A 20,078-nucleotide genomic window follows, 5' to 3' on the forward strand; every position below is an offset into this window, starting at 1 on the left:
TTTTGCTCACATTTTAAAAATTAACCAAGTATGACAGTTCAGCTCAACACTTAGTGAAGATCTCCGAACACTATCTGAACTGTCTGACATTCAGCGAGGTGGTGTTTTACCAAATCTTTAAGAATATAGATAGAAAACATTTTGATCTCGCGCATAATTGATGACTTAGCACAAAACAGCTTCTTCGTTAAAATGAAGCGCGATCTAACGGATAGAGAAAAGTAATGGATCCCAAAGTACTGTTTTCCGATAAGTTATCCCTGGCATTGGGGAGTACTTATTTTCGGATCGGTAGCGAACACTGGCACACCGACGAGCTGATTACTCTGCAACAGTTATTGCTAATACATGCGCCGTCACTAAAAGAAGGCTTACTTTGGTGGTGCAAAGCAATATCGCTTTTTGACCGTCATATCTATGTGGAACCAGAAAACAACAGCGGTTTTCTATCTCTGCATATTAAATCTCGCACAAATTCAGCACTGCCAATATGGGTGCACTACCTTACCGAAGCTCTACTGAAACAAGTTGCTCAGTTCACGACACTTAACCACTCGTGGCTCCAGACAAATACTTGCTCCTACCCTCAAATCCGCAATGAATATGGTCAATGTTTAAAAATCCACTTTGACTCACATGAAATTGGAGGGATAGCAACGCCTGAACCAAGACTATTTACGCTTTCCAAGCAAGTGTTATTGCTTCTCCAACATGAAAACATCGAGAAGGAAGATTTAGTTTCAAGACTTAAAAAAGTAATCCGCGACAATATCAGTTCACCAATACGCCTACCTGAACAAGCCATCAAACTCGGCTTATCACCCAGAACCCTTCAGCGGCGCCTGCGTGATCAGCACCTCAGCTTCAGCGCCCTTGTGGATGAGGAGAAAAAAGCAATTGCCCTTCAGTTGCTTGCCGATACACAGCTTAGCACAACCACTATCGCCAACCGGCTTGGGTACGATGATCCATCCAACTTCCACCGAGCCTTTCGCAAATGGTATCCATTCACCCCACAAAAGTATCGGGAACAATGCCGTAACAACCGGGCAATACAGCAGGCAAAACCAATCCGTCTCCATTACGCCAAAGGCATTGTCGAATCAGACGATGACGGCCATCCAAGAGAAGGTCGAGTGTGGATCGAGGTAGACAATATTGCCTTTGAAAAGAATGTAACGGTCGAATGCAAAGATAGAGATGGGGTCTGGCGCAACTACCCTGCATTTTTTGATGACTTTCTTAGCGAAGGCGTCGAGTTATGGTCAACCGCCAACCTTCCTGTCGCCAGCCCCTTAAGTTTCCGCCTATGCTATGAGGTCGACGGTCAAAAGTTTATCGATGACAACCTTGGCCACAACTATGTGGTTAGCAATCAAATCCTGCTTGGTCACCCTCTAATTGTCGTCCCTACACGGGCTACCATCCCTGAAGCGGGCAATTTTCGGGCGGTCATAGAGCTTGCCTGTCGAGTACCCGATACCGAAGCTATTACCTGCGTTATCGATGACCAAGAAGATGTTGTCTGGACGATGACCAAAACCAGCCAGCATCATGATTACTCGTCGTGGACACTCTCGGCTTTGCTGACCACGATACCGCAACAGTGCTCATTTACCTTGTTTAATCAGCAGGGCAATGAGTTCCACTGCGACAATTATCAACATGGTTACCGATTTGCTCGGACGTTAACGTAATTTTCTTTGAGTGTGGCTCTTGGCATAACAATCAAAAATGTCAGATAGCTCAAACGGATAAAAATGTGTCACTCAACAACCAGTATTTTGGCGCAAAGTGACACTCTTTTCTGCTTCTTTATCAATTATTGTTTACGCACATTCGTGAACAAGAGACAAAGACGTGGCAAAAAATAAATATAAGACGCTGAATAAATTAAATATTTTATCATTATCAATTGCATTGGCCCTAAGTGGCTGTAACTCTGACAATGATCCGGTTGCGATAGCGGACAATAGCATGTCGCCTTCTGACCGAGAAGAGCAAACCGTATCGCCTGACTGGCAAGATCAAATTATCTACTTCCTGATGATTGATCGCTTCAATGACGGCAATAGCCAAATTAACGATCAGGAACAAAACGAATACGACCCGACATCCGACAAAAAATTCAGCGGAGGGGATCTTCAGGGGATAACTGACCAGCTCAGCTATATCCAGAATCTTGGGGCAACATCAGTCTGGATCACTCCTCCCGTGGCCAACCAATGGTGGGATGCAGAGCAAAACTATGGTGGCTACCATGGCTACTGGGCTAGAGACTTTCAAAAAGTGGATGAGCACTTTGGTGATCTAGAAACTTACCAGAGTTTGGCAAACGAGCTACATAGCCGAGATATGTACCTGATCCAGGACATTGTCACCAACCATGTCGGCAACTTTTTCACCTACGATAATCCGTACGATTACGATCCATCGAGCCCTTGCGATGGCTTCCGCCTTATTACAAAAGCTTTAGCACCCGCTCAAGAGCTACCCTATCCTCTCAATCAAAACCAATGTAAGGAAGATGGCAGCGGTGCCTATCACTGGACACCTAGCATCACAGATCACAATAACCCGGAACAAGAGAAAACCTGGCAACTCTCAGACCTGGATGATCTGAATACATCCGACCCGGTAGTCAGAGCCTACCTTAAAGCCAGCTATCGCAAATGGATCAAAGATGTTGGTGTCGATGCTTTTCGAGTTGATACCGCCAAGTTCGTCGAGCATGATTTCTGGAATGACTTCTTCCATAGCGAAGATGGTATTATGGCGCAGGCCAAAGCGACTGGCAGAAATAACTTCCTCACCTTCGGAGAAGTCTTTGAAGCATCGACTCCCTACCAAACCGAAGGTGAGGAGAAAATGCTAACCTACATTGGTGAAAACGGCTCGCCGGAGCAACTGATGGCGGTGCTGAACTTCCCACTGCAGACGACAATGACCCGCGTCTTTGCATCGGGCCAGCCAACTGACTATCTACGCTACCGTCTTGAACAAATGATGAAGTTGTTCCCCAACCCTTACATCATGCCTAACTTTATTGACAACCACGATATGCCACGCTTTTTGTCACAAGCCAGTGAAGAAGATATGCAGCAAGCATTAATCACCATGATGTCAATACCAGGTATTCCTGTTATCTATCAAGGCACAGAGCAGACAATGGTGAATAGCCGGGACAGTATGTTCGATGGCGGCTACCGTGAAGATGGGCAATTTGTGGATTCCTTCGATACAGATAGCGAGATGTACCACTTTATCCAGGCACTCGCAAAACTGCGAACTGAAAATAAGGTACTGACCCGAGGAGATTTGAAAGTCATTGCAAGTGACCATGCAGGTGCCGGCATTTTCAGTTTCATACGCAGCCTGGATGACGATGAGGTACTCGTTGTCATGAATACCTCATCTGCCCCGATGCTACTCAACCAGTTAGATGTTGAGCAAAATGCCGGCACTGTTTTTGAACGACAGATCCAGTCAAACTGGAAAGATGCACCGGCATCACTCGTCACCGATAGCAAAGGTAAAATCAGCCTGGAGCTGGCACCGAAATCTGCGGTCATTTACTTCAAAACTACCCGTACAGGTGACGTTGCAACACCAAGCACCAGTGTAACACTTAATGGTAACTGGTCAGATGCCACCATCACGCAAGATACCGAAATAACAGGTATTGCGACACCTGGCGTAATATTGAAGCTAGTTGTAGACGGCAACTTGGAAACAGCACAGGACATTCAGGTTGATGACAACGGTGAGTGGACTGCTATGCTCTCTATCCGCCATTTTGCCATTGGCAAACAACAGCATCGCTTTACCCTTTATCATGCAGATGATAAAGCGGGAATTGAAGATATTGCTTTCACATCTGATCTGTCTTGGTCTGATACACCAGCCCAAGTCGTTGACGATGCAGGTGATGCCCAAGATGGAAGCGGCGGCCCATACGGTACTTACTCACTACCAACAGACCCCTCTTTTGATAAAGACAATAATCAGCTCTCGATTGAAAAAGCTGAGATCTACACCGTCGGCAGTAATGTTCGCTTAAAATTGACCATGAACAACGTCACCAATAGCTGGTTACCGCCTAATGGCTTTGATCATGTCGGCTTTTCTGTCTTTATTGGTTTGCCAAATGAATCTGAGCAGGGTTTAAAAGAACTACCTAAGATCAATGCAACCATGCCAGCTGGCACTTGGAATCGCAATGCTGTGATATTTGGTTGGCAAAGCTCTATTTATAACTCTGTCGGTGCTGATGCAAAGACATGGGGACAGGCCGTATCGCCGGCACCAAGTGTCACTGTCGATAAAGCAAGCAATGCCATTTTCCTTGACTTTGCAAGTGATGCCCTTGGGCGCCCAGATTCACTCGATGGTATCAGCTTCTATATCACAAGTTGGGATCTTGATGGCTTATCTGCAACTTACCGGCCTATAGATACAGAAAAAGGCCCTTGGAACTTTGCAGGCACCGATACATCCGAACCAAAAATCTGGGATGACATTGCGACGATTACTCTGAGTGAATAACCTGCCTGAAGTGCTTAAGTAATTAAGCCCTCTACTGCGCAAAAAATAGTGAAAAGACAGTAGCTAAAAGCCCCTGCCTACAGGGGCTTAATAGCGCTGAGATGATTTACCCTGCCTCCATGCTCAACCAACAACCCCAAACATTTCACGCAACAAATATCCGGTAAGAAAGGCCAACCCGGCCGCAGTCCCCCCTGTCAAAAGAGTGCGCAACCCAGAGAGAAGAAACGGCTGGCCAAACACTACGCTCTTTAGCATACCAATTAAAAAAAACATCAGTGCCGCAATGCCTGTGCTGATGGCAAACTGCTGGTTCATATGTAACGTTGTCGCTAGAAATGGTAATAAGGGCATAGTACCGATAACAATGAAAGCGACAAAAGTTGCCCAAGCTGCTCCCAGTGGGTTTGACTCATTATGATGATGGATGCCGTGTTCCTCCACCATCATTGTTTCGACCCATAATTTCCGGTCATCGCATATAATATCTACGATTTTTTCAAGCACCTCCCCCTTGAAACCTTTATTGCTGAATATCTGGCGAATTTCTTCCCGTTCCCCTTCCGGAACTATATCGATATGATCTTCTTCCATTTCCCTCAGGCTCTGAGCATATTCCTGCTTCGCTTTATTAGACTCATAAGCACTTATCGCCATGCTAAAACCATCTGCAATCAGATTAGAAAAACCCAAGATCACTGCCACCAAAGAAGGAAAACCAGCACCAACAGCTGCCGAAACAACAGCAAAAGTCGTTACGCACCCATCAATACCACCAAGGACCGCATCTGAAATATTTTGAGACTTAGGAGCCTGCTGCAATCGCTGCCTAATAACCTCCGGATGATGCATTCGGGCAAGCTCTTCGATACTAACCTTCTTCATTCAAAGATCTCCGAATTAAAATACCCAGCAAGATACCTGAGATACATGGTTAAGAATCGTAATCGATTAAGTAAGTTGGGGATGACGTTATTAAGCATAGCAATGAAGTTCTAATACGGAATATGTCCGCACATCAAAGCGCTGTACCCAATTTATGCCTGAGCCTCATATCGCTGACGACAAGAGCGCTGTAAAATTCTGGCGTTCATACACGTATCGCTATATCCCACCGCCAAAATGACGTTTTTAGAGAAAAATCGGCCATTTTATTGACCTAATCACCTGAAATTTTACTAGTTTTGTTTAAAGTGGTTTTACCTCGTTCCGATAGAAAAGTGACTTATGACAACAATCAACCAAGATAGACTGATCCAGCACTTTATTGATCTGGTGAAAATCAACAGTGAATCACGAAATGAAAAGGCCATTGCCGAATGCCTTGCTGAGCAGCTAGGTCAAATCGGTTTCCAGGTTGCCAAATTGCCAGTACCAGCTGACATTTCTAACGGCTTCAATATTTACGCCAAACTACCAGGACAACTTGATGGTAGCGTATTACTAAGCTGTCATATGGATACGGTTACCCCGGGTAATGACATTGAACCGGTGATCAACGACGGCGTAATCAGCTCTAAAGGCGACACAATTCTTGGTGGTGATGACAAGTCAGGGATTGCCGCAATTATGGAAGCCGTACGCTGTATTCTGGCACAGAAGCTTCCTCACAAGACCATCGAACTTGCCTTCACTGTCTATGAAGAAGGTGGCCTGCATGGCTCGAAAAATTTCGACATGTCTTATGTTGAATCCCAACAGGCGATTGTTTTAGATTCAGGCGGCGATATCGGCACCATCATTACTGTAGCTCCTGGCCAGCAGAACCTGAAAATCTCCATTAAAGGCAAGCCTGCTCACGCAGGATTGGCACCAGAAGACGGTATCAATGCCCTAACCGTTGCAGCTGAAGCCATTAACCAAATGAAGCTATCTCGAATCGATAGTGAAACTACCGCAAACATCGGGGTTGTCAAAGGTGGACAGGCAACTAACATTGTAATGCCAGAGCTTTATCTGGAAGCTGAGGCGCGCTCACTAGATGATAATAAGCTTGCCGACCAAGTTGACCATATGGTCAACACATTCAAAGATGCAGCTGAAAAACACCGTGCCGAAATCAACATCGAATCAACGCGTGCTTATAATGCCTACTGCATTGAAGACAATGACACATTTGTTGAAACCGTAAAAGCAGCCTTCATTGCCAACAATGTAGAGCCAAAAACACAATCAACCGGTGGTGGTAGCGATGCCAACATCTTCAATGAAAAAGGCATTAAGACCATCAATCTGTCAACAGGTATGGCAAAAGTGCACACCACCGACGAATACATCAAGATTGAAGATATGGTAGGCATCACTGAGTTCTTGTATACCTATCTGACTCGCTAATATTGAATAGTTGTTAGATTTACCATCAACCGGGGCGTCAGCCCCGGTTTTGTCATCGACAATCTTTTTTCAGACCAATCAACTGATACAAAAAGGCCCTAGTCTGAAGACTAAGGCCTATAAAATCGGAATGATTATTAACTCAGAGCGACTTACTCTTCGTCAAAATCCATTTCTTCTTTTTCTTGTTCTTTTTGCGCTTTCAGCAGTTTTGCTTCGTCATTTTCTTTACGCTGCACTGCCTTGCGCTTGTTACGCTCAATTTGATTCTGAACAAATTCAGCCAGCGTTTTCTCAGCCCACTCAGTTGCTTCTGCTTCAGTAGCAAAATCTGCCTGGCGCTTAGAAATAGTGGTACGTCGTGCTGAAATCTGTCGAATAATTTCCGCCGCCCAGCCATTTCGCTTCTCAACTACGCGGTAATCAAATTTTTTGCCGTTTGCCATTTTTTTTCCTAGGGATGATTCAGGGGAAAGAACGTATTTGTCAGGTCCATCTGTTACCCGCTCTCAAAAACGTAATCCCTTCGTAAGGGCGACATTAGAACACATTTAATAGGGTTTGTTGACTGAATTCATTAAATCTCCCCACTCAAACGCTAGTTCCAACACCTATTGGCTTAATTTTAACTCATCAATCCAATGGCAGATGCGCTCATAATGGGAACCATACCAATAAACTTTCTGACACCCTCGGCATTCCACGAAACGACTAAAACATTGAAACGTCGCCTCCTCAACCCGCCCCCTGACCAGCACTTTATCAACCGGCAACAAGAGGTCATTACAGACAGAACAGCGAGTAAATGGTTGAAAGCTGTCCTCTAGCTGCAGGCGATTTATCACTTCTGATAGTTGCTTTTTCGGATCATGATTACGTACCCAATAGCCATGAGTTACCGCTCGATATTTTAATATGCCTTTATCTCGAGTTAGGATAATACGCCGCTGAGAAACGGATATATCAACAATTTCCCTGTCATCTAAATCATTTCTGTACAAGGTATCAAATCCCAACAAACGTAATTTTACAGCTAACTTACCCAAGTTGACATCAACGACGAATTTAGTAACCCGTAATGGCTCAGAGCGTAAGTGGATCAATGGGGTGATATTAAATGACTCAAATACAGGATATACAGAAACATGCTCACCGCCGTGTAACTTATGTTCAAAGTCCACCGACTTTCCATTAACCAAAACAAGGTCGATTTCGGTATGCGGTACGCCTATCGCTTCGATTGTGTCTTTAACAGACGCATTACTCGTAAACTCGTAGGGAAAAGGTATCTTGCGAAGATCTTGGGGTAAGAAGTCATTCAGCTCTTGGTAAAAACGAAAGCTTGCAGAATATGTAAGGGGGGCATGTTGTTCATCCTTCATAACATTTGTTCGATCTGCATCTATAAATCATAAGCATAGCTCAGCAACAAATCGAATGTAGAGGCAACACGATAGAGCACTGCAGGTGATCTCTGGCCTTGAGTTGCCATAAAGCGTTACAAAATTAAAGAACCAACTAAACTTATAAGGTCTTAAACACTGTGACAGATTCTGAACGAATAGAACTGGCACAGAACAGATAATACTAAGGTTGGCCCATGTTTGATTGGCTAAAAAACATCTTTTCTCACAAGCAAGAAAAACCAGACGACAACATAGTAGAGAAGCGTGAAGAGGAACATGATATTAGTAAAGACAAACAAGATCTTTACCCTCATGACTCACCTTCAGATGATAAGGATCTGGAGTCATAAATTTATACCACTGGCGGAAGTCGCTTTGGAAATGATCATTGTCGACTTCCTGACCTCAGCGCTGCTTAACTTTAATAATCCAATCAGGCAATTTCCACCACATTTCCACTAATATCAATACACTACTAAACGATAAAATCATAATTTCTATCGCGCCGGCAGCAGCCAACGTATAAGCAAATACAATCGAGTATTTCGCCAGCCACCAGCTTGCAATATCGACCCAAAGAGCTAACCACCCCACAGTGATCAACCCATATTTGAGCATGGTAGCACAACTGCTTTTCGCCAAAGCCAGAGTGACGACAAACAGTAACAGAGCAATCCCATAGAGGTGAATATGAGCCGCTTTAGCCATTTCGGACCAGGAATATCCCTGCTGAGTATGCTGTAGGACATCGTCATAACCACTAAGGGGCATTGAGTTAATCGCATCGGTTTTGGTCGACGTCCGACTATGACAGCTTTCGCAATCATAGCGAAGGATTGTCATGACCTCCTTCTGAAACAACTCATCATTGAGTGCACCTTGTTTTACCCAACGCTCGACCGTTGCTATGTCTTCATCAGCAGTAACATAGTCATACATTGAGGTTTTCATCGCCCCCACTAAGCGAGATTCACCATATCTTGAGGCAACTTTTTCAATATCCGGCAAGTGAAAACCACTATGAGCATCTGAATATATCAAGCCAATTAACGTCGCCACTGATAGGCAGCCCAATAGCAATGTCAACAAGAATCCCGTGACGGCCAATTTTAGCGCTATCGATAATGATGAAAAATACACATCGACCTCCATATGTCACCCAAAAAACGACCAATTCAAGAGTCTATTAGGAGCCCCTTCGGGAAATACTCCGGCAGATATGCCGGAGCATAATCATTATTGTTCAAAATTCATTTTCAGAACGCGGTCACTATAAACATGGTTGATTTGCGAATTATCAAACACCGATACACCAAAATAATACGTCTTACCTAAATCGGAGAACTGAACATCTTCTATATTGGCATTCTCACCTTTCGTTATGAGTTTACGTTTAAACTCCAAAGACCATTTGCCATCATTCCAAACCGCCTTTGAACTGATGTCCCCACGCGAACCGGTAAAGGGAGAAACCAGTATCGACGGAAGTCGATGGCCTGCTTTAAAGGTATCATAGAACAACACCTGATCATCAGGACCAACCGCATAGCTATCGGTATCATTTAACAATTTTGTTCCCATTGCCGGTGCAAGATTATCATCGGTAATATTATCTTCGTAACCGCCACCGGTTTTATGGTCGCCTTTCCTGCCCCAGTTTTTATTCACAACAGGGTCGATAGTTGAGTCCACAAACTGATCATCGAATTGATCTGTTAATCCCGTACGCACACCTTTCCAGTGCCACATATCTATAGTTTCCCCCTGTCGGCGAGTAAATTTACGCCCCGGAGATGCCTGTACTACATCAGCGACTTTACCTTCGTCATCCGCCATATGACAGGCTATATCACAGCCCTTTTTCTCAAACCCTTTGGCATTGATGTTCCAGTAAATACCGGCTTTGTCTTCGTAATAGGTATTTTCATGACCAGTCTGGTCTTTATTCATTAAGCGTTTCCAAGTGTTATCCGGTTGCTTTTCCCAAGGGTAACGTTCGAGGCTTTTAGTGGGATCATCCCACTGAACAAAGAAATAGATAAAGTCATCATCATACAGAGATTGAATCGAAAAATTAGTCTTGAGGATACCTTCATATTGATTGGGCTTATACGGCGTTTTATCCAACACCAGCGTTAACGGTTTCGTCTTTAACCAGACACTTTCTGCGATACCATCAAGCTCAACAACTTCATTGAGCTTAAAACTGGTCAATGAGTCTTCCGCTAAAACCGATATCGATGTGAATAAGCCAAGAGTTAGAACTACTGGCTTTATGGTATGACCGAGATGATTGTTCATTGTTCTTCTCCATCCGTGTTATGTGCCACATACCCAATAAATGTAGTGCAACCACCAAATACCAGCGAGTTACTGTATATCCAGACACGCATCGCGCCGACACATTGAAATGTAATCCTCTGATATAATTCAAAACTATCAACCAAGCTCACATGCATTTGACCTTTATCAAACCATTCACATTTTCTCCTTCAACCCAGTGAAAATTAACTACACTACTATTGCATCAATAGATAATTTAGCAGGAGGCGAATATGAGCTTAGTTCCACGTGACTACTGGGATTCTTTGTTTGACTTCGGGCGTATGTTCGACAACTCTTTATTCCCGACAATTCGACACTCGTTCGATGCACAGTCACTGTCACCGCGAATTGACGTTATAGAAACAAATACCAACTATGAAATCACAGCCGATCTCCCAGGGGTAAAAAAGGAAGATATTACACTTAGCCTCACTGGTGGTAACCTATCAATTGAAGCCAATACAGTGGAAAATAAAGAAGAAAAACAAGATGGCAAAGTAATCCGTAAAGAAAGGTATGAAGGCAGATTTATGCGCAGCTTCTACCTAGGCAATAACGTCCGACAAGAAGATATAGATGCATCGTTCACAGATGGTGTGCTGAAAATCAAAGTACCAAAAATTGAGCCATCTGAGCCTGAAACTACCAAGATCGAAGTAAAATAAAACAATTGTTCCCCCCAAAAGCCCAGGCTGATTGCAATATCAGTCTGGGCTTACAAAAAGCCCCATGAGATAACCAATGTAAACCTTATTTTCGGGTATAATAATCTGCTCATTGCACTAATATTTAATCTCCCTATGGCAAAATCAAAACCGGTCATCAGCATTGAAACCTATGGCATCCACACCACCTGGGATGCCGAATCTAAGCATTTACCTAAAATTAAAACCTTTACGACCGATATTCCCGCAGAAATTGATATTGAATTCGGCTTCACCATCAACATCAAAAAAGCCCGTGGAGAGAAAATCCGCTACTGCATCTATCACCCAAACATAACCGACCAATCTGGCGAGGTAATGGATCCATTCGATGGTGAACTTCATGTAAGAACCAACGATTGGGATTTCTACCTAGGTGATACTATCTGGGAGCCAATTTCAAACAAGATTGGTGACTGGCGGATGACTATCGAAATGAAAGGCAAAATCATTGCTGAAAAGACATTTAAGGTGTATGCCCGAGATGAAGGCGAGTTTTGGAAGCGACGTGGCTTTTAAAAAGTAACATTTTAGATGTATGGCCTTATACTTTTCGTTACGCATAACCCAGCTTTGTTAAACGAAAAGCGGCACCGTTACTGGCGCCGCTTTTTGCATTATCTAAGATTACTTATAAAGAGCAATTTCTCGGTGAGGAATTATCACGAGGCCACAATGTTGTCCCGTCATTAAGCGACATATTTAAGAAATCTAATCCTGCGCTCATATTTGCTGGTGGCAAATCCTTTTCGAGTACGTACATACCGGTTGCTACACCTCCACCTTTGGCATTCGCAACCACCTGACTTTCTGCCAAGCTTGAGTAACGAAGACCAAACATATCAAAATATGGACGCCAATCTCGATTCGTTATCACACTCAATGCAACGAGCATAAAATCGTTACCCGGTATTGAACGAATATTCTTACCACCAAACACGGCATGGCCATCATAAGGAAACAAGCTAAAACCAAGCCTCTCACGATTATTCAACCAATCGGTCTCATTAGCTGCATAATGGCCAAAGATACGATTATGCAGGTACAACAAGGTAAAGACGTTAAAGCCGTTCTCGAGCTTATCACCTGTTACCATTGGCTGTTGATCGACACGTAAGGCCATCTGAATATAAAACGCCATCCGATAGCCATTATGTGTAGCGTAAGCATTGCTCTTCCATGGAACAATGAAACGGTCTGCTCCCTCATCCATCACATTACAACTGCTACCAACCACAACACGATTATCAGAACCATCTTTGATCTGTGCCGCATCTGACATAAAGACATAGAACAAGTCTTTATGGTTCATATGACCATCAGTAATCGTCGTCGTGTTACCATCACGCAAATAGTGAGCTTTCCATTTCACATAATACGGGAAAATATTATTGGAATTTTCCCCAGCCCGCGAACCATACTTGGTCCAATCATCGGCATCTGCTGCCTCTGCATATTGCACATTCAACCTGTTAGTCTGCAGATTATGGCCCAGCTCATGGTTATCTCCCCAGCCTGTCGGCGAGATATTCCATGACGCATCCCATGGATTACCGCTACAGCCGCTGCCGCATTGCGCATTTTGGTCATAGTTCGCGTGCTGAATAATCGTGCGAGTGTGGAAAGATTCATTGAAACAATCTGCCTGACCAAACAGTTTCGAACAAACTGCTTTTACATCATCAGGCAATGACTCTGCCAATGATTTACCCTGAATCTTATAACCGGCCAATGTATAAACACTGTTAATATGGTCTTCTTCAATCGATTTCAGCAAAGCATTCACCGTCGGGACATCATCACCGATAGCATTAAGGAAGCGATCTCTTCGCAGGTGCTGCTCTGCTCCATCCGTTCGTAAATCAACGTGCGGCAATTCAGTGCTATCAATCGCTTGGTTAAAACGCAAAATCTCGGCAGGATCGCTAAAATCCATAATTGCAGGATGTTTTACCACTCCGGCAGCGGTCAAAGCCGTTTGTACAGGAGAGCCACTTCCCTCAAGATAGACATAAATCGGCCCTCCGTATGGCGTAGAAAAAGTCACCGTCTCACCCGCGTTAACCTGTATACGCTGTTGAGCTAACTCTAATGGCCCTCTATAGATCTTTTGCTGGTAGGCCCGGTTGGTATTGCTACGGTGATAGTTCAGTTTTATCGCGACAGTCGCATCACTGTTGTCTGTACGATTTACCGTGATAGTTTGCCCCGGCAAAGCGTACCAGCCTGTTGTTGTCCACTGTTTCGAATACGGCACGGATATAACCTGACTCTCGGTTACTGTCGGCGGATAAGCATAGTGAGCATTACTGCCTTTGGCGACTTGAGACCGATCGACAACATACTCCCCTAAATCCGGTTGGGCAAGGTTATGCTCTCGAGTATAACTAACCACCCAGTCGGCAAACATCGCTTGCTGCCACGCTGTCGGCTCGCTCTGTCCAATTGGATAATCAATCGCGGAGCGATACTTATCTGCCAGCAATAAACCTGCCCGAGCAACCGGATAGTACCCAGTATCAAAAGGGTTGAGGTTATAGCTATCGAATGCTATCGACGTATTACGATACCAGTCTGCAGCCGTCTTAAACGCAGACTGAAACGCAGGATCAGTACAATATATAAAATTCTTGTTACACTGTTCCAAAGCTGTTATATCAAACTCACCTTTGCTAAGGCGGGTCAATAACAGCTCTACCTGTTGCAAGGTTGGATCTGACGTTTTCAGATCTTCCACCGCCAACTTATCAGCATGATGCTTACTCCAGTAATTCCCTTTCGTTTGCAACCCCATATAACGATACAGAGGCACGGCCATATGACTCGCCTCACGGTAGTAATTCGTTACAAGAATCGGGATTTGCAGTGACTTCGCCTTTTCGATGGCAGCACTCACCGCCTCATAACCTCGGCTACGTCGGTCAATATCACTAAACACAATCAAATCTGGCTGCTGTTCGTCTATACAGGTCGACAAAGCCTCGTAATCACAGCTATTGGCAGTATTAATCATGTGCTGATCAGGATAGTGGCTAGTTAACCAGCTGCGAATATTTTCGTTATGGGGAAAATACCAACTATCAGCTTTACTCGGTACATGCGATGTCACAATCTTCAGTTGATAGGTAGAGTCGTCGCTATCGATTAACCAATTGATTAAGTTTTTTAGCAGCTGATCGGTTTCTGCAGATCTGTCTACCGAAAACATATTTGCGCTCATGGCTGCATAGCGATGTTCGCCTTGTTGTCCTGCGAACACCAAACCTTCTGATGATGGGCTATCACCGCCATCTTTTGTTGAGCGCAATACCGGAAACGTATTTTCAGGCATGAACGTGGAGAACGTAATACTGTCATGACTCGGGTGCCATGATATCAATGAGCCTACATTCTGATATAAAGTATCAACTAAGGTTCTGCGATCAAGATCGATATGCTTGAGGTAACTCTGGCTAAATTTGATCAGCTCCTCCGCTGAGGCCAGCGTATGATCTTCCTGGTCAACCGCTGACTGAGCGTTGGTAATGAATCTCGCCGTGATTTGACAATCTTGAGTAACCTCACCTGTCGTGTAGTTCTGGCCATCAAGCGTACCATTACAGCCCGAGACTGACTGCGTTGTAAAACCCCGCTCAGGCAAAACGGTAAAAGTATAGCTTTGACCTTGCTTAACCTCTTGGATTTGAGGTGTGATGGTGCCGCCTACTGAATTTTGGGCAGAAACTTTATAAAACACAGGTAAGGTAGTACCTGGCGATAAGTTACCACCATTTACACCACTGTTTTCATTTCCACTAGAACTATCGCCACCGCATGCTGCCAGTGAGCTAATCAGCCCCAGCATAACGATTCGCTGATAAGACATTACAGGCCTCATCAAACACCTCTTTATTATATTGTTTAAGCTATAGGCGCAAAAAAATGCATTTGGACGCTTGATACGGCAACTCATATGTTGAGTCAAAGTTTTTTTTATAAATCCGGACAAAACGTAACAAAATCAAGCATTGAACGAGCACAATCAGTACAAATCCGACTATCGGTTATTTATGGCCCTCTTTTACTGGGGCAACGGGTCTTATGTTGGCTTAGTCATGTCACACGGTTACAATGGCTTCTATTATTACCGTCTTCTTAAGCAGGCTTTATATCGTGACAACCTCTCAGGCAGCCAATTCCGTTATCGTCCTCGACTTCGAAACAACCGGCCTTTCGCCGAACATGGGCGATCGGGCCATCGAGATCGGTGCCGTTAAAATTGACAACGGTGTTGTTGTCGACCACTTTCAGCAACTAATGAATCCTGGCTTCAGAGTAAGCAGTTTTATCGAAGGCTATACCGGCATCACCAACCAGATGCTACAGAGTGCACCAGGCTGTGGCGAGGTTATGGACCAATTTGCCGACTTTATTGCAGGGCATAATCTAGTCGCTCATAACGCCTCATTTGATCAACGTTTCCTTGATGCTGAGCTTGACAGCATTGGCCGGGGTTACCAGGGTCAGTTCGCCTGCTCGATGTTGATTGCCAGACGCCTGTATCAAGACGCCCCAAATCATAAGCTAGGGACTTTGGTTGACTACAAGAACATCGACAACGATGGCGTTTTCCACCGCGCTTTGGCCGATTCTGAAATGACCGCCAAGCTTTGGTTATTAATGTTAAAAGACCTAAAATCAGACTATCAGCTCGACATGCCTGATTTTTCAATCTTGCAGAAGTTATCGCGTACAGCGAAAGCATCAGTACCGTCGTACCTGAGGAAACAAGCCAACCGATAACTTCAACTATAAACTATGTCAATGAACAAGCGATAAGGAGTAACGATGGGATTGTTCGACGCCATTCTAGGCAACGCCGGTGAAATGAGTTCTGATGATGCCTATGAAGAACTCGCAACGATACTGGGGCCAGACGAGCAGATAGAGTTAGCCTACAAACTCATTCGAGATATGATTGTACTAACAGATCGTCGCCTGCTGTTGATTGATAAGCAAGGCGTTACGGGTAAAAAAATTGAATATCGTTCCGTGCCTTATAAATCCATCACTATGTATACAGTGGAAACATCTGGTCACTTCGATTTAGATGCCGAGCTAAAAATATGGGTTTCGGGGCAATCTGCTCCTATTGCACTAGAGTTCAATGGCAAGACCAACATCTACACGATGCAAGGGTTATTGGCAGCAAAAATAGCAGGGAAATAGCCTCAAATAAGCGCAGCTTGACTCACAGAACAAATCCTCTAAAACACTTGCATAAAAAAGCCACAATCAAGGCTGACGTGGCTTTTTATCACTTCCATTTTATACCAATCAGCATAAGTATTTGATCATTCTTGCTGGTTAAAATCACCTCTTACTGCGTTAGTTTTTTTGTAATTAGAACCACTAGTTACTGCAAACCCTTCCTTGTCTTAGGTGATTTTCACTGTGCAATTATCTGAACACTTACTTATCCCGATTGGTATTACTTCCCGAATAGCAGGCCTAAAGCTGGAGAGTTGATTTCAACCAGGTGGAAATATCTCGTATCTGCGGCATACAAACCTGATGTTCCATTGGGTAGGTACGCCAGTTAGGCATTAGGCCAGCCTTAACCAATTCACTCACGGCCTCTTCCCCCATAGTCGGCAACACAACCGGATCATAGCTGCCATGCATTACTTCAAGCGGTATCTTACGATTCATCTCAGCAATGGTAATACTGTTTGATGTCGGGAAATAAGTAGAAAGAGCCAACAGCCCTGCCAACTTTTGCGGAAAGCTAAGTGCCGCATGATACGCCACCGCCCCGCCCTGTGAAAAACCGGCCAAAATAATTCGTTCACTTGTAATTCCACGCTCGATTTCCCGCTCGATCAAGTCTGTAATTTGCTTAGCAGAATAAAGAAGTTGTTCAGTATTTAGCCTGCGCCCAGATCCCATTTCCAGAATGTCATACCAAGCCGGCATCACCATTCCACCATTTATTGTGACAGGAATCGAAGGTGAGTGAGGGAATATAAAACGAACCGGTGCATCTTCGGGCAACTTCAATTCAGGTAAAATTGCTTCAAAGTCATGTCCATTAGAACCAAGGCCATGCAGCCATATTACTGTCGCCGTTGCCTTGATGTTAGGTTCTACTTCAACGCAAGATAGATAAGTCATGGGTATAAAATTCTAAGAGTTAGATAAATTTCACCATACACCGAAAGCCCATATGTAGGCGAGCCTAATGGTTAAACAATAAGACAAGAAATGTAAGAAACTGGAGGAAACAATCACCTTCAAACCGTAAAAAGCTGTTGCTCAGAAGGTAAGCAACAGCCATATATTCAATTAGGTAAAAGCTTTAAAATCAGTCTGTTATCAGTTATTCCGGCATAACCCTTGCAGTATTTCCATCAATATTCACTCTTACTCTTTGCCCAACCTGGAAAATCACACTCGGGTTCACTTCCTGCACGATAGCTATGGTCTCTCCACTGTCCATTTTAATCGTCAGGTTGACACCATCTCGCCGGCTTATACCTTCGGCCGCTTTACTACCCGCTACACCACCGAGCACACCACCACCAATTGCCGCGATATCAGACCCCGATCCGCCACCAATTTTTGAGCCGAGGATCCCACCTACAGCGGCGCCCGCAATAGCACCGACGACCTGTCCTTCACCTTCAATACTCACCGGTTCAGTCTTTATGATCGTTCCATAGCGCACCTGCTGGATTGTACGCGTATCGGCCACACCATACGAATCACCATAAGGGTTGTTAGAACATCCAGTAAAACCAAGCATCGAAAGAATAAGTACAACAAAATAGAAGCTTTTCACACGATCACCTGCAACCTAAGCTCAGTCCACATTATTCAATGCCATAAGTATAGCAAGTGTCGTTTTGAATAAGCCTTACACTAAAGACTAATCGCAAGGTACATGATGTGAAAGCGGTATCTTTGATAGGACATTTCGAAATCGAGAACACCATGGCTACTTGCATTCACCACAATGATTGGTCGGCTGTTTTATGTGCAACAACGATTAATATCGTTGCTTTTCAATTGATTTTTATCCCAAAAGCACTATTTTAACCCCCCTTATACGCAACCACTACTTACTTAAGATGAAAAAGCAAAGTCTATACGCACAACTAGTGACAACATTGATTGCTTTCTCTCTTTTATCTTTCATTCTTTTTGTTGCTAACACTCTCCTACCAGGCTATACCCAGCTTCAAAATCACTTCGACTGGCACTCTGAAATTAACGAAATCAGCCGTACAGAGGAAAGCCGGGAAGACGATAACTTACTTTCCCTTTCTCGGCATCCAGTAGAGGCTCTGTCTCTTCTACACGGTAAACTTATCCCACCGCCGTCTAGGCTGGTTGAAGGATTAAGTCATCGCCCCAAAACACAGAAAAGTGCTACTGAGCTAACGCGCAAAGTACTAATCTCTCATTGGGTTAAAATAGCAATGAAAGTCAGCCGCTTACCAGCGATAAGCCAGGTTTTCTCAGTCTCATGCCACAGAATAAGCGGCTGGAAAGAAAGCGATGCATTTTACCGAGCTCTGAATAGTCATCCCGTTTGAGTTTCCTCATTGTAAATAGCTAATTTCAGCACTACATGCTGCGACCCCTTGTTGTTCTCACTTGATGAAACTCATATTATGTATAACTTTCGACCTCGGATAGATCTTCCGTTGCTAATGGCAATTTCCTTGCTGATTCTACTCGGCTCCCTCACGGTTTGGAGCGCCAGTGGCTTTAGCGAACCTATGCTGGAACGTCACCTAATTAGGGCACTAATCTCCCTATCGGCTTTAGTGATCATGTCCGCAATTCCCCCAATTAAATACCAGCACACCGCACCTTACTTATACGGCCTCGCCATCGTATTACTACTCGGCGTCATCATAATGGGCGACAGCACCAATGGTTCCCAGCGATGGCTAGCCCTTGGTCCAATCCGCTTCCAACCCTCTGAACTTGTCAAAGTGGCTGTACCAATGATGATTGCCTGGATGCTTGTCGTTGACGCAGGTCGGCCTGATTTAAAAAAAATCGTCACCTGTTTGCTTGTTACAGCCATACCTGCCGGACTCATATTCATCCAGCCGGATCTTGATGGCGCAATTTTTACCGTTATCTATGCATTGTTTGTTCTCTATTTTGCAGGCATGAGTTGGAAGATTATCTCTTCATTTCTGGCTGCAATTGCCACTGCTGTTCCTATTTTATGGTTCTTTGTAATGGCTGCTTACCAGAAAAAAAGGGTCACTCAGTTCCTAAACCCAGAGTCAGACCCACTAGGCGCCGGCTATCAAATCATTCAGTCTCTGATCGCTATAGGCTCCGGTGGGATTAGAGGAAAAGGCTGGACCAATGCAACACAAGGACACCTTGGTTTCATTCCGGAAAGCCATACTGACTTTATCTTTTCAACATATGCCGAGGAATGGGGATTCTTAGGCAGCATCTTGCTGATTGGGCTTTACCTATTTATCACCAGTCGTGTGATTTGGTTATCCTGCCAATGTGAGTCCCCATTTTCTCGCTTGGTAAGTGGTGCACTGGCACTCAGCTTCTTCCTGTATGCGTTTATTAATGTGGGCATGGTTAGCGGGGGATTACCTGTCATGGGAAGCCCGTTACCTTTCTTCAGCTACGGGGGGACCGCGATGATCACCCAAGGCGTGTGCTTTGGTATCATCATGTCGCTGTGCCTATACAAACCGTACAAGAAAAAATAACCTCAAAAATAAAAACGCGACCCTCC

18 protein-coding genes are annotated in these 20,078 nt (G+C 44.3%); 10 read left to right on the forward strand and 8 right to left on the reverse strand.

The genetic code is table 11. From position 1 onward, the window contains the following. Positions 1–224 precede the first annotated feature (224 nt). Complete coding sequence (locus MD588_RS11625; RefSeq protein WP_265697425.1) at positions 225–1,697, forward strand: helix-turn-helix transcriptional regulator; 1,473 nt, start codon at positions 225–227, stop codon at positions 1,695–1,697. 163 nt (positions 1,698–1,860) lie between these two features. Next, positions 1,861–4,545 carry an alpha-amylase family glycosyl hydrolase gene (locus MD588_RS11630; protein WP_265697426.1) on the forward strand — a complete coding sequence of 895 codons (2,685 nt, stop codon included), beginning with the start codon at positions 1,861–1,863 and terminating at the stop codon, positions 4,543–4,545. Positions 4,546–4,668: 123 nt separating this feature from the next. Here MD588_RS11630 and MD588_RS11635 read toward each other — a convergent pair whose 3' ends face one another. Continuing rightward, positions 4,669–5,430, reverse strand: a complete 762-nt coding sequence (locus MD588_RS11635; RefSeq protein ID WP_265697428.1) for a VIT1/CCC1 transporter family protein — start codon at positions 5,428–5,430, stop codon at positions 4,669–4,671. 342 nt (positions 5,431–5,772) lie between these two features. Here MD588_RS11635 and MD588_RS11640 point away from each other — a divergent pair, with 342 nt between their 5' ends. Further along, entirely contained in the window at positions 5,773–6,879 is a 1,107-nt protein-coding gene (locus MD588_RS11640) for a M20/M25/M40 family metallo-hydrolase (RefSeq protein ID WP_265697429.1), read from the forward strand. 152 nt (positions 6,880–7,031) lie between these two features. On the opposite strand, the gene MD588_RS11645 is transcribed toward MD588_RS11640, so the two are convergent. Then, positions 7,032–7,325: a DUF3622 domain-containing protein gene (locus MD588_RS11645; RefSeq protein WP_265697430.1), complete on the reverse strand. Its 294-nt coding sequence runs from the start codon at positions 7,323–7,325 to the stop codon at positions 7,032–7,034. Positions 7,326–7,490: 165 nt separating this feature from the next. Then, positions 7,491–8,261, reverse strand: coding sequence for a Mut7-C RNAse domain-containing protein (locus MD588_RS11650; protein ID WP_265697432.1), 771 nt, complete (start codon positions 8,259–8,261; stop codon positions 7,491–7,493). A 218-nt stretch (positions 8,262–8,479) separates the two neighbouring features. Here MD588_RS11650 and MD588_RS11655 point away from each other — a divergent pair, with 218 nt between their 5' ends. After that, positions 8,480–8,635 (forward strand): hypothetical protein, encoded by a 156-nt coding sequence (locus tag MD588_RS11655; protein WP_265697433.1) that lies wholly within the window; start codon positions 8,480–8,482, stop codon positions 8,633–8,635. A gap of 55 nt (positions 8,636–8,690) precedes the next feature. Here the strand turns inward: MD588_RS11655 and MD588_RS11660 are convergent, their stop codons facing one another. Both MD588_RS11660 and MD588_RS11665 read right to left on the reverse strand, forming a co-directional pair. Beyond that, on the reverse strand, positions 8,691–9,425 hold the full coding sequence (locus MD588_RS11660; RefSeq protein WP_265697434.1) for a hypothetical protein: 735 nt from the start codon (positions 9,423–9,425) through the stop codon (positions 8,691–8,693). Between the two features lie 96 nt (positions 9,426–9,521). Beyond that, on the reverse strand, positions 9,522–10,586 hold the full coding sequence (locus tag MD588_RS11665; RefSeq protein ID WP_265697436.1) for an ethylbenzene dehydrogenase-related protein: 1,065 nt from the start codon (positions 10,584–10,586) through the stop codon (positions 9,522–9,524). A gap of 254 nt (positions 10,587–10,840) precedes the next feature. Here MD588_RS11665 and MD588_RS11670 point away from each other — a divergent pair, with 254 nt between their 5' ends. Both MD588_RS11670 and MD588_RS11675 read left to right on the forward strand, forming a co-directional pair. After that, positions 10,841–11,275, forward strand: a complete 435-nt coding sequence (locus MD588_RS11670) for an Hsp20/alpha crystallin family protein (protein WP_265697437.1) — start codon at positions 10,841–10,843, stop codon at positions 11,273–11,275. 135 nt (positions 11,276–11,410) lie between these two features. After that, positions 11,411–11,833, forward strand: a complete 423-nt coding sequence (locus tag MD588_RS11675) for a DUF3859 domain-containing protein (RefSeq protein ID WP_265697439.1) — start codon at positions 11,411–11,413, stop codon at positions 11,831–11,833. A 112-nt stretch (positions 11,834–11,945) separates the two neighbouring features. Here the strand turns inward: MD588_RS11675 and MD588_RS11680 are convergent, their stop codons facing one another. Further along, positions 11,946–15,179 carry an ImpA family metalloprotease gene (locus MD588_RS11680; RefSeq protein WP_265697441.1) on the reverse strand — a complete coding sequence of 1,078 codons (3,234 nt, stop codon included), beginning with the start codon at positions 15,177–15,179 and terminating at the stop codon, positions 11,946–11,948. A 245-nt stretch (positions 15,180–15,424) separates the two neighbouring features. Between MD588_RS11680 and MD588_RS11685 the strand changes: the two genes are divergently transcribed. Continuing rightward, complete coding sequence (locus MD588_RS11685) at positions 15,425–16,096, forward strand: 3'-5' exonuclease (RefSeq protein WP_265697442.1); 672 nt, start codon at positions 15,425–15,427, stop codon at positions 16,094–16,096. Positions 16,097–16,141: 45 nt separating this feature from the next. Beyond that, entirely contained in the window at positions 16,142–16,522 is a 381-nt protein-coding gene (locus tag MD588_RS11690; protein ID WP_265697444.1) for a PH domain-containing protein, read from the forward strand. 282 nt (positions 16,523–16,804) lie between these two features. On the opposite strand, the gene MD588_RS11695 is transcribed toward MD588_RS11690, so the two are convergent. Together MD588_RS11695 and MD588_RS11700 are read right to left on the reverse strand one after the other, a co-directional pair. Continuing rightward, on the reverse strand, positions 16,805–17,467 hold the full coding sequence (locus MD588_RS11695) for an alpha/beta hydrolase (protein WP_265697445.1): 663 nt from the start codon (positions 17,465–17,467) through the stop codon (positions 16,805–16,807). 205 nt (positions 17,468–17,672) lie between these two features. Next, positions 17,673–18,098, reverse strand: a complete 426-nt coding sequence (locus tag MD588_RS11700; protein ID WP_265697446.1) for an outer membrane lipoprotein — start codon at positions 18,096–18,098, stop codon at positions 17,673–17,675. A gap of 325 nt (positions 18,099–18,423) precedes the next feature. On the opposite strand from MD588_RS11700, the gene MD588_RS11705 reads away from it, so the two are divergent. Beyond that, the gene (locus MD588_RS11705) at positions 18,424–18,891 is read left to right on the forward strand and encodes a hypothetical protein (protein WP_265697447.1); all 468 of its coding nucleotides are present in this window, start codon (positions 18,424–18,426) and stop codon (positions 18,889–18,891) included. A 78-nt stretch (positions 18,892–18,969) separates the two neighbouring features. Then, a complete protein-coding gene (gene rodA, locus MD588_RS11710; RefSeq protein WP_265697448.1) occupies positions 18,970–20,052 on the forward strand; it encodes a rod shape-determining protein RodA in 1,083 nt (360 codons plus the stop codon). The last annotated feature ends 26 nt before the right edge of the window (positions 20,053–20,078 follow it).

The organism is Photobacterium obscurum, assembly GCF_026191635.1.
GTDB classification, from domain to species: Bacteria; Pseudomonadota; Gammaproteobacteria; order Enterobacterales; family Vibrionaceae; genus Photobacterium; species Photobacterium obscurum.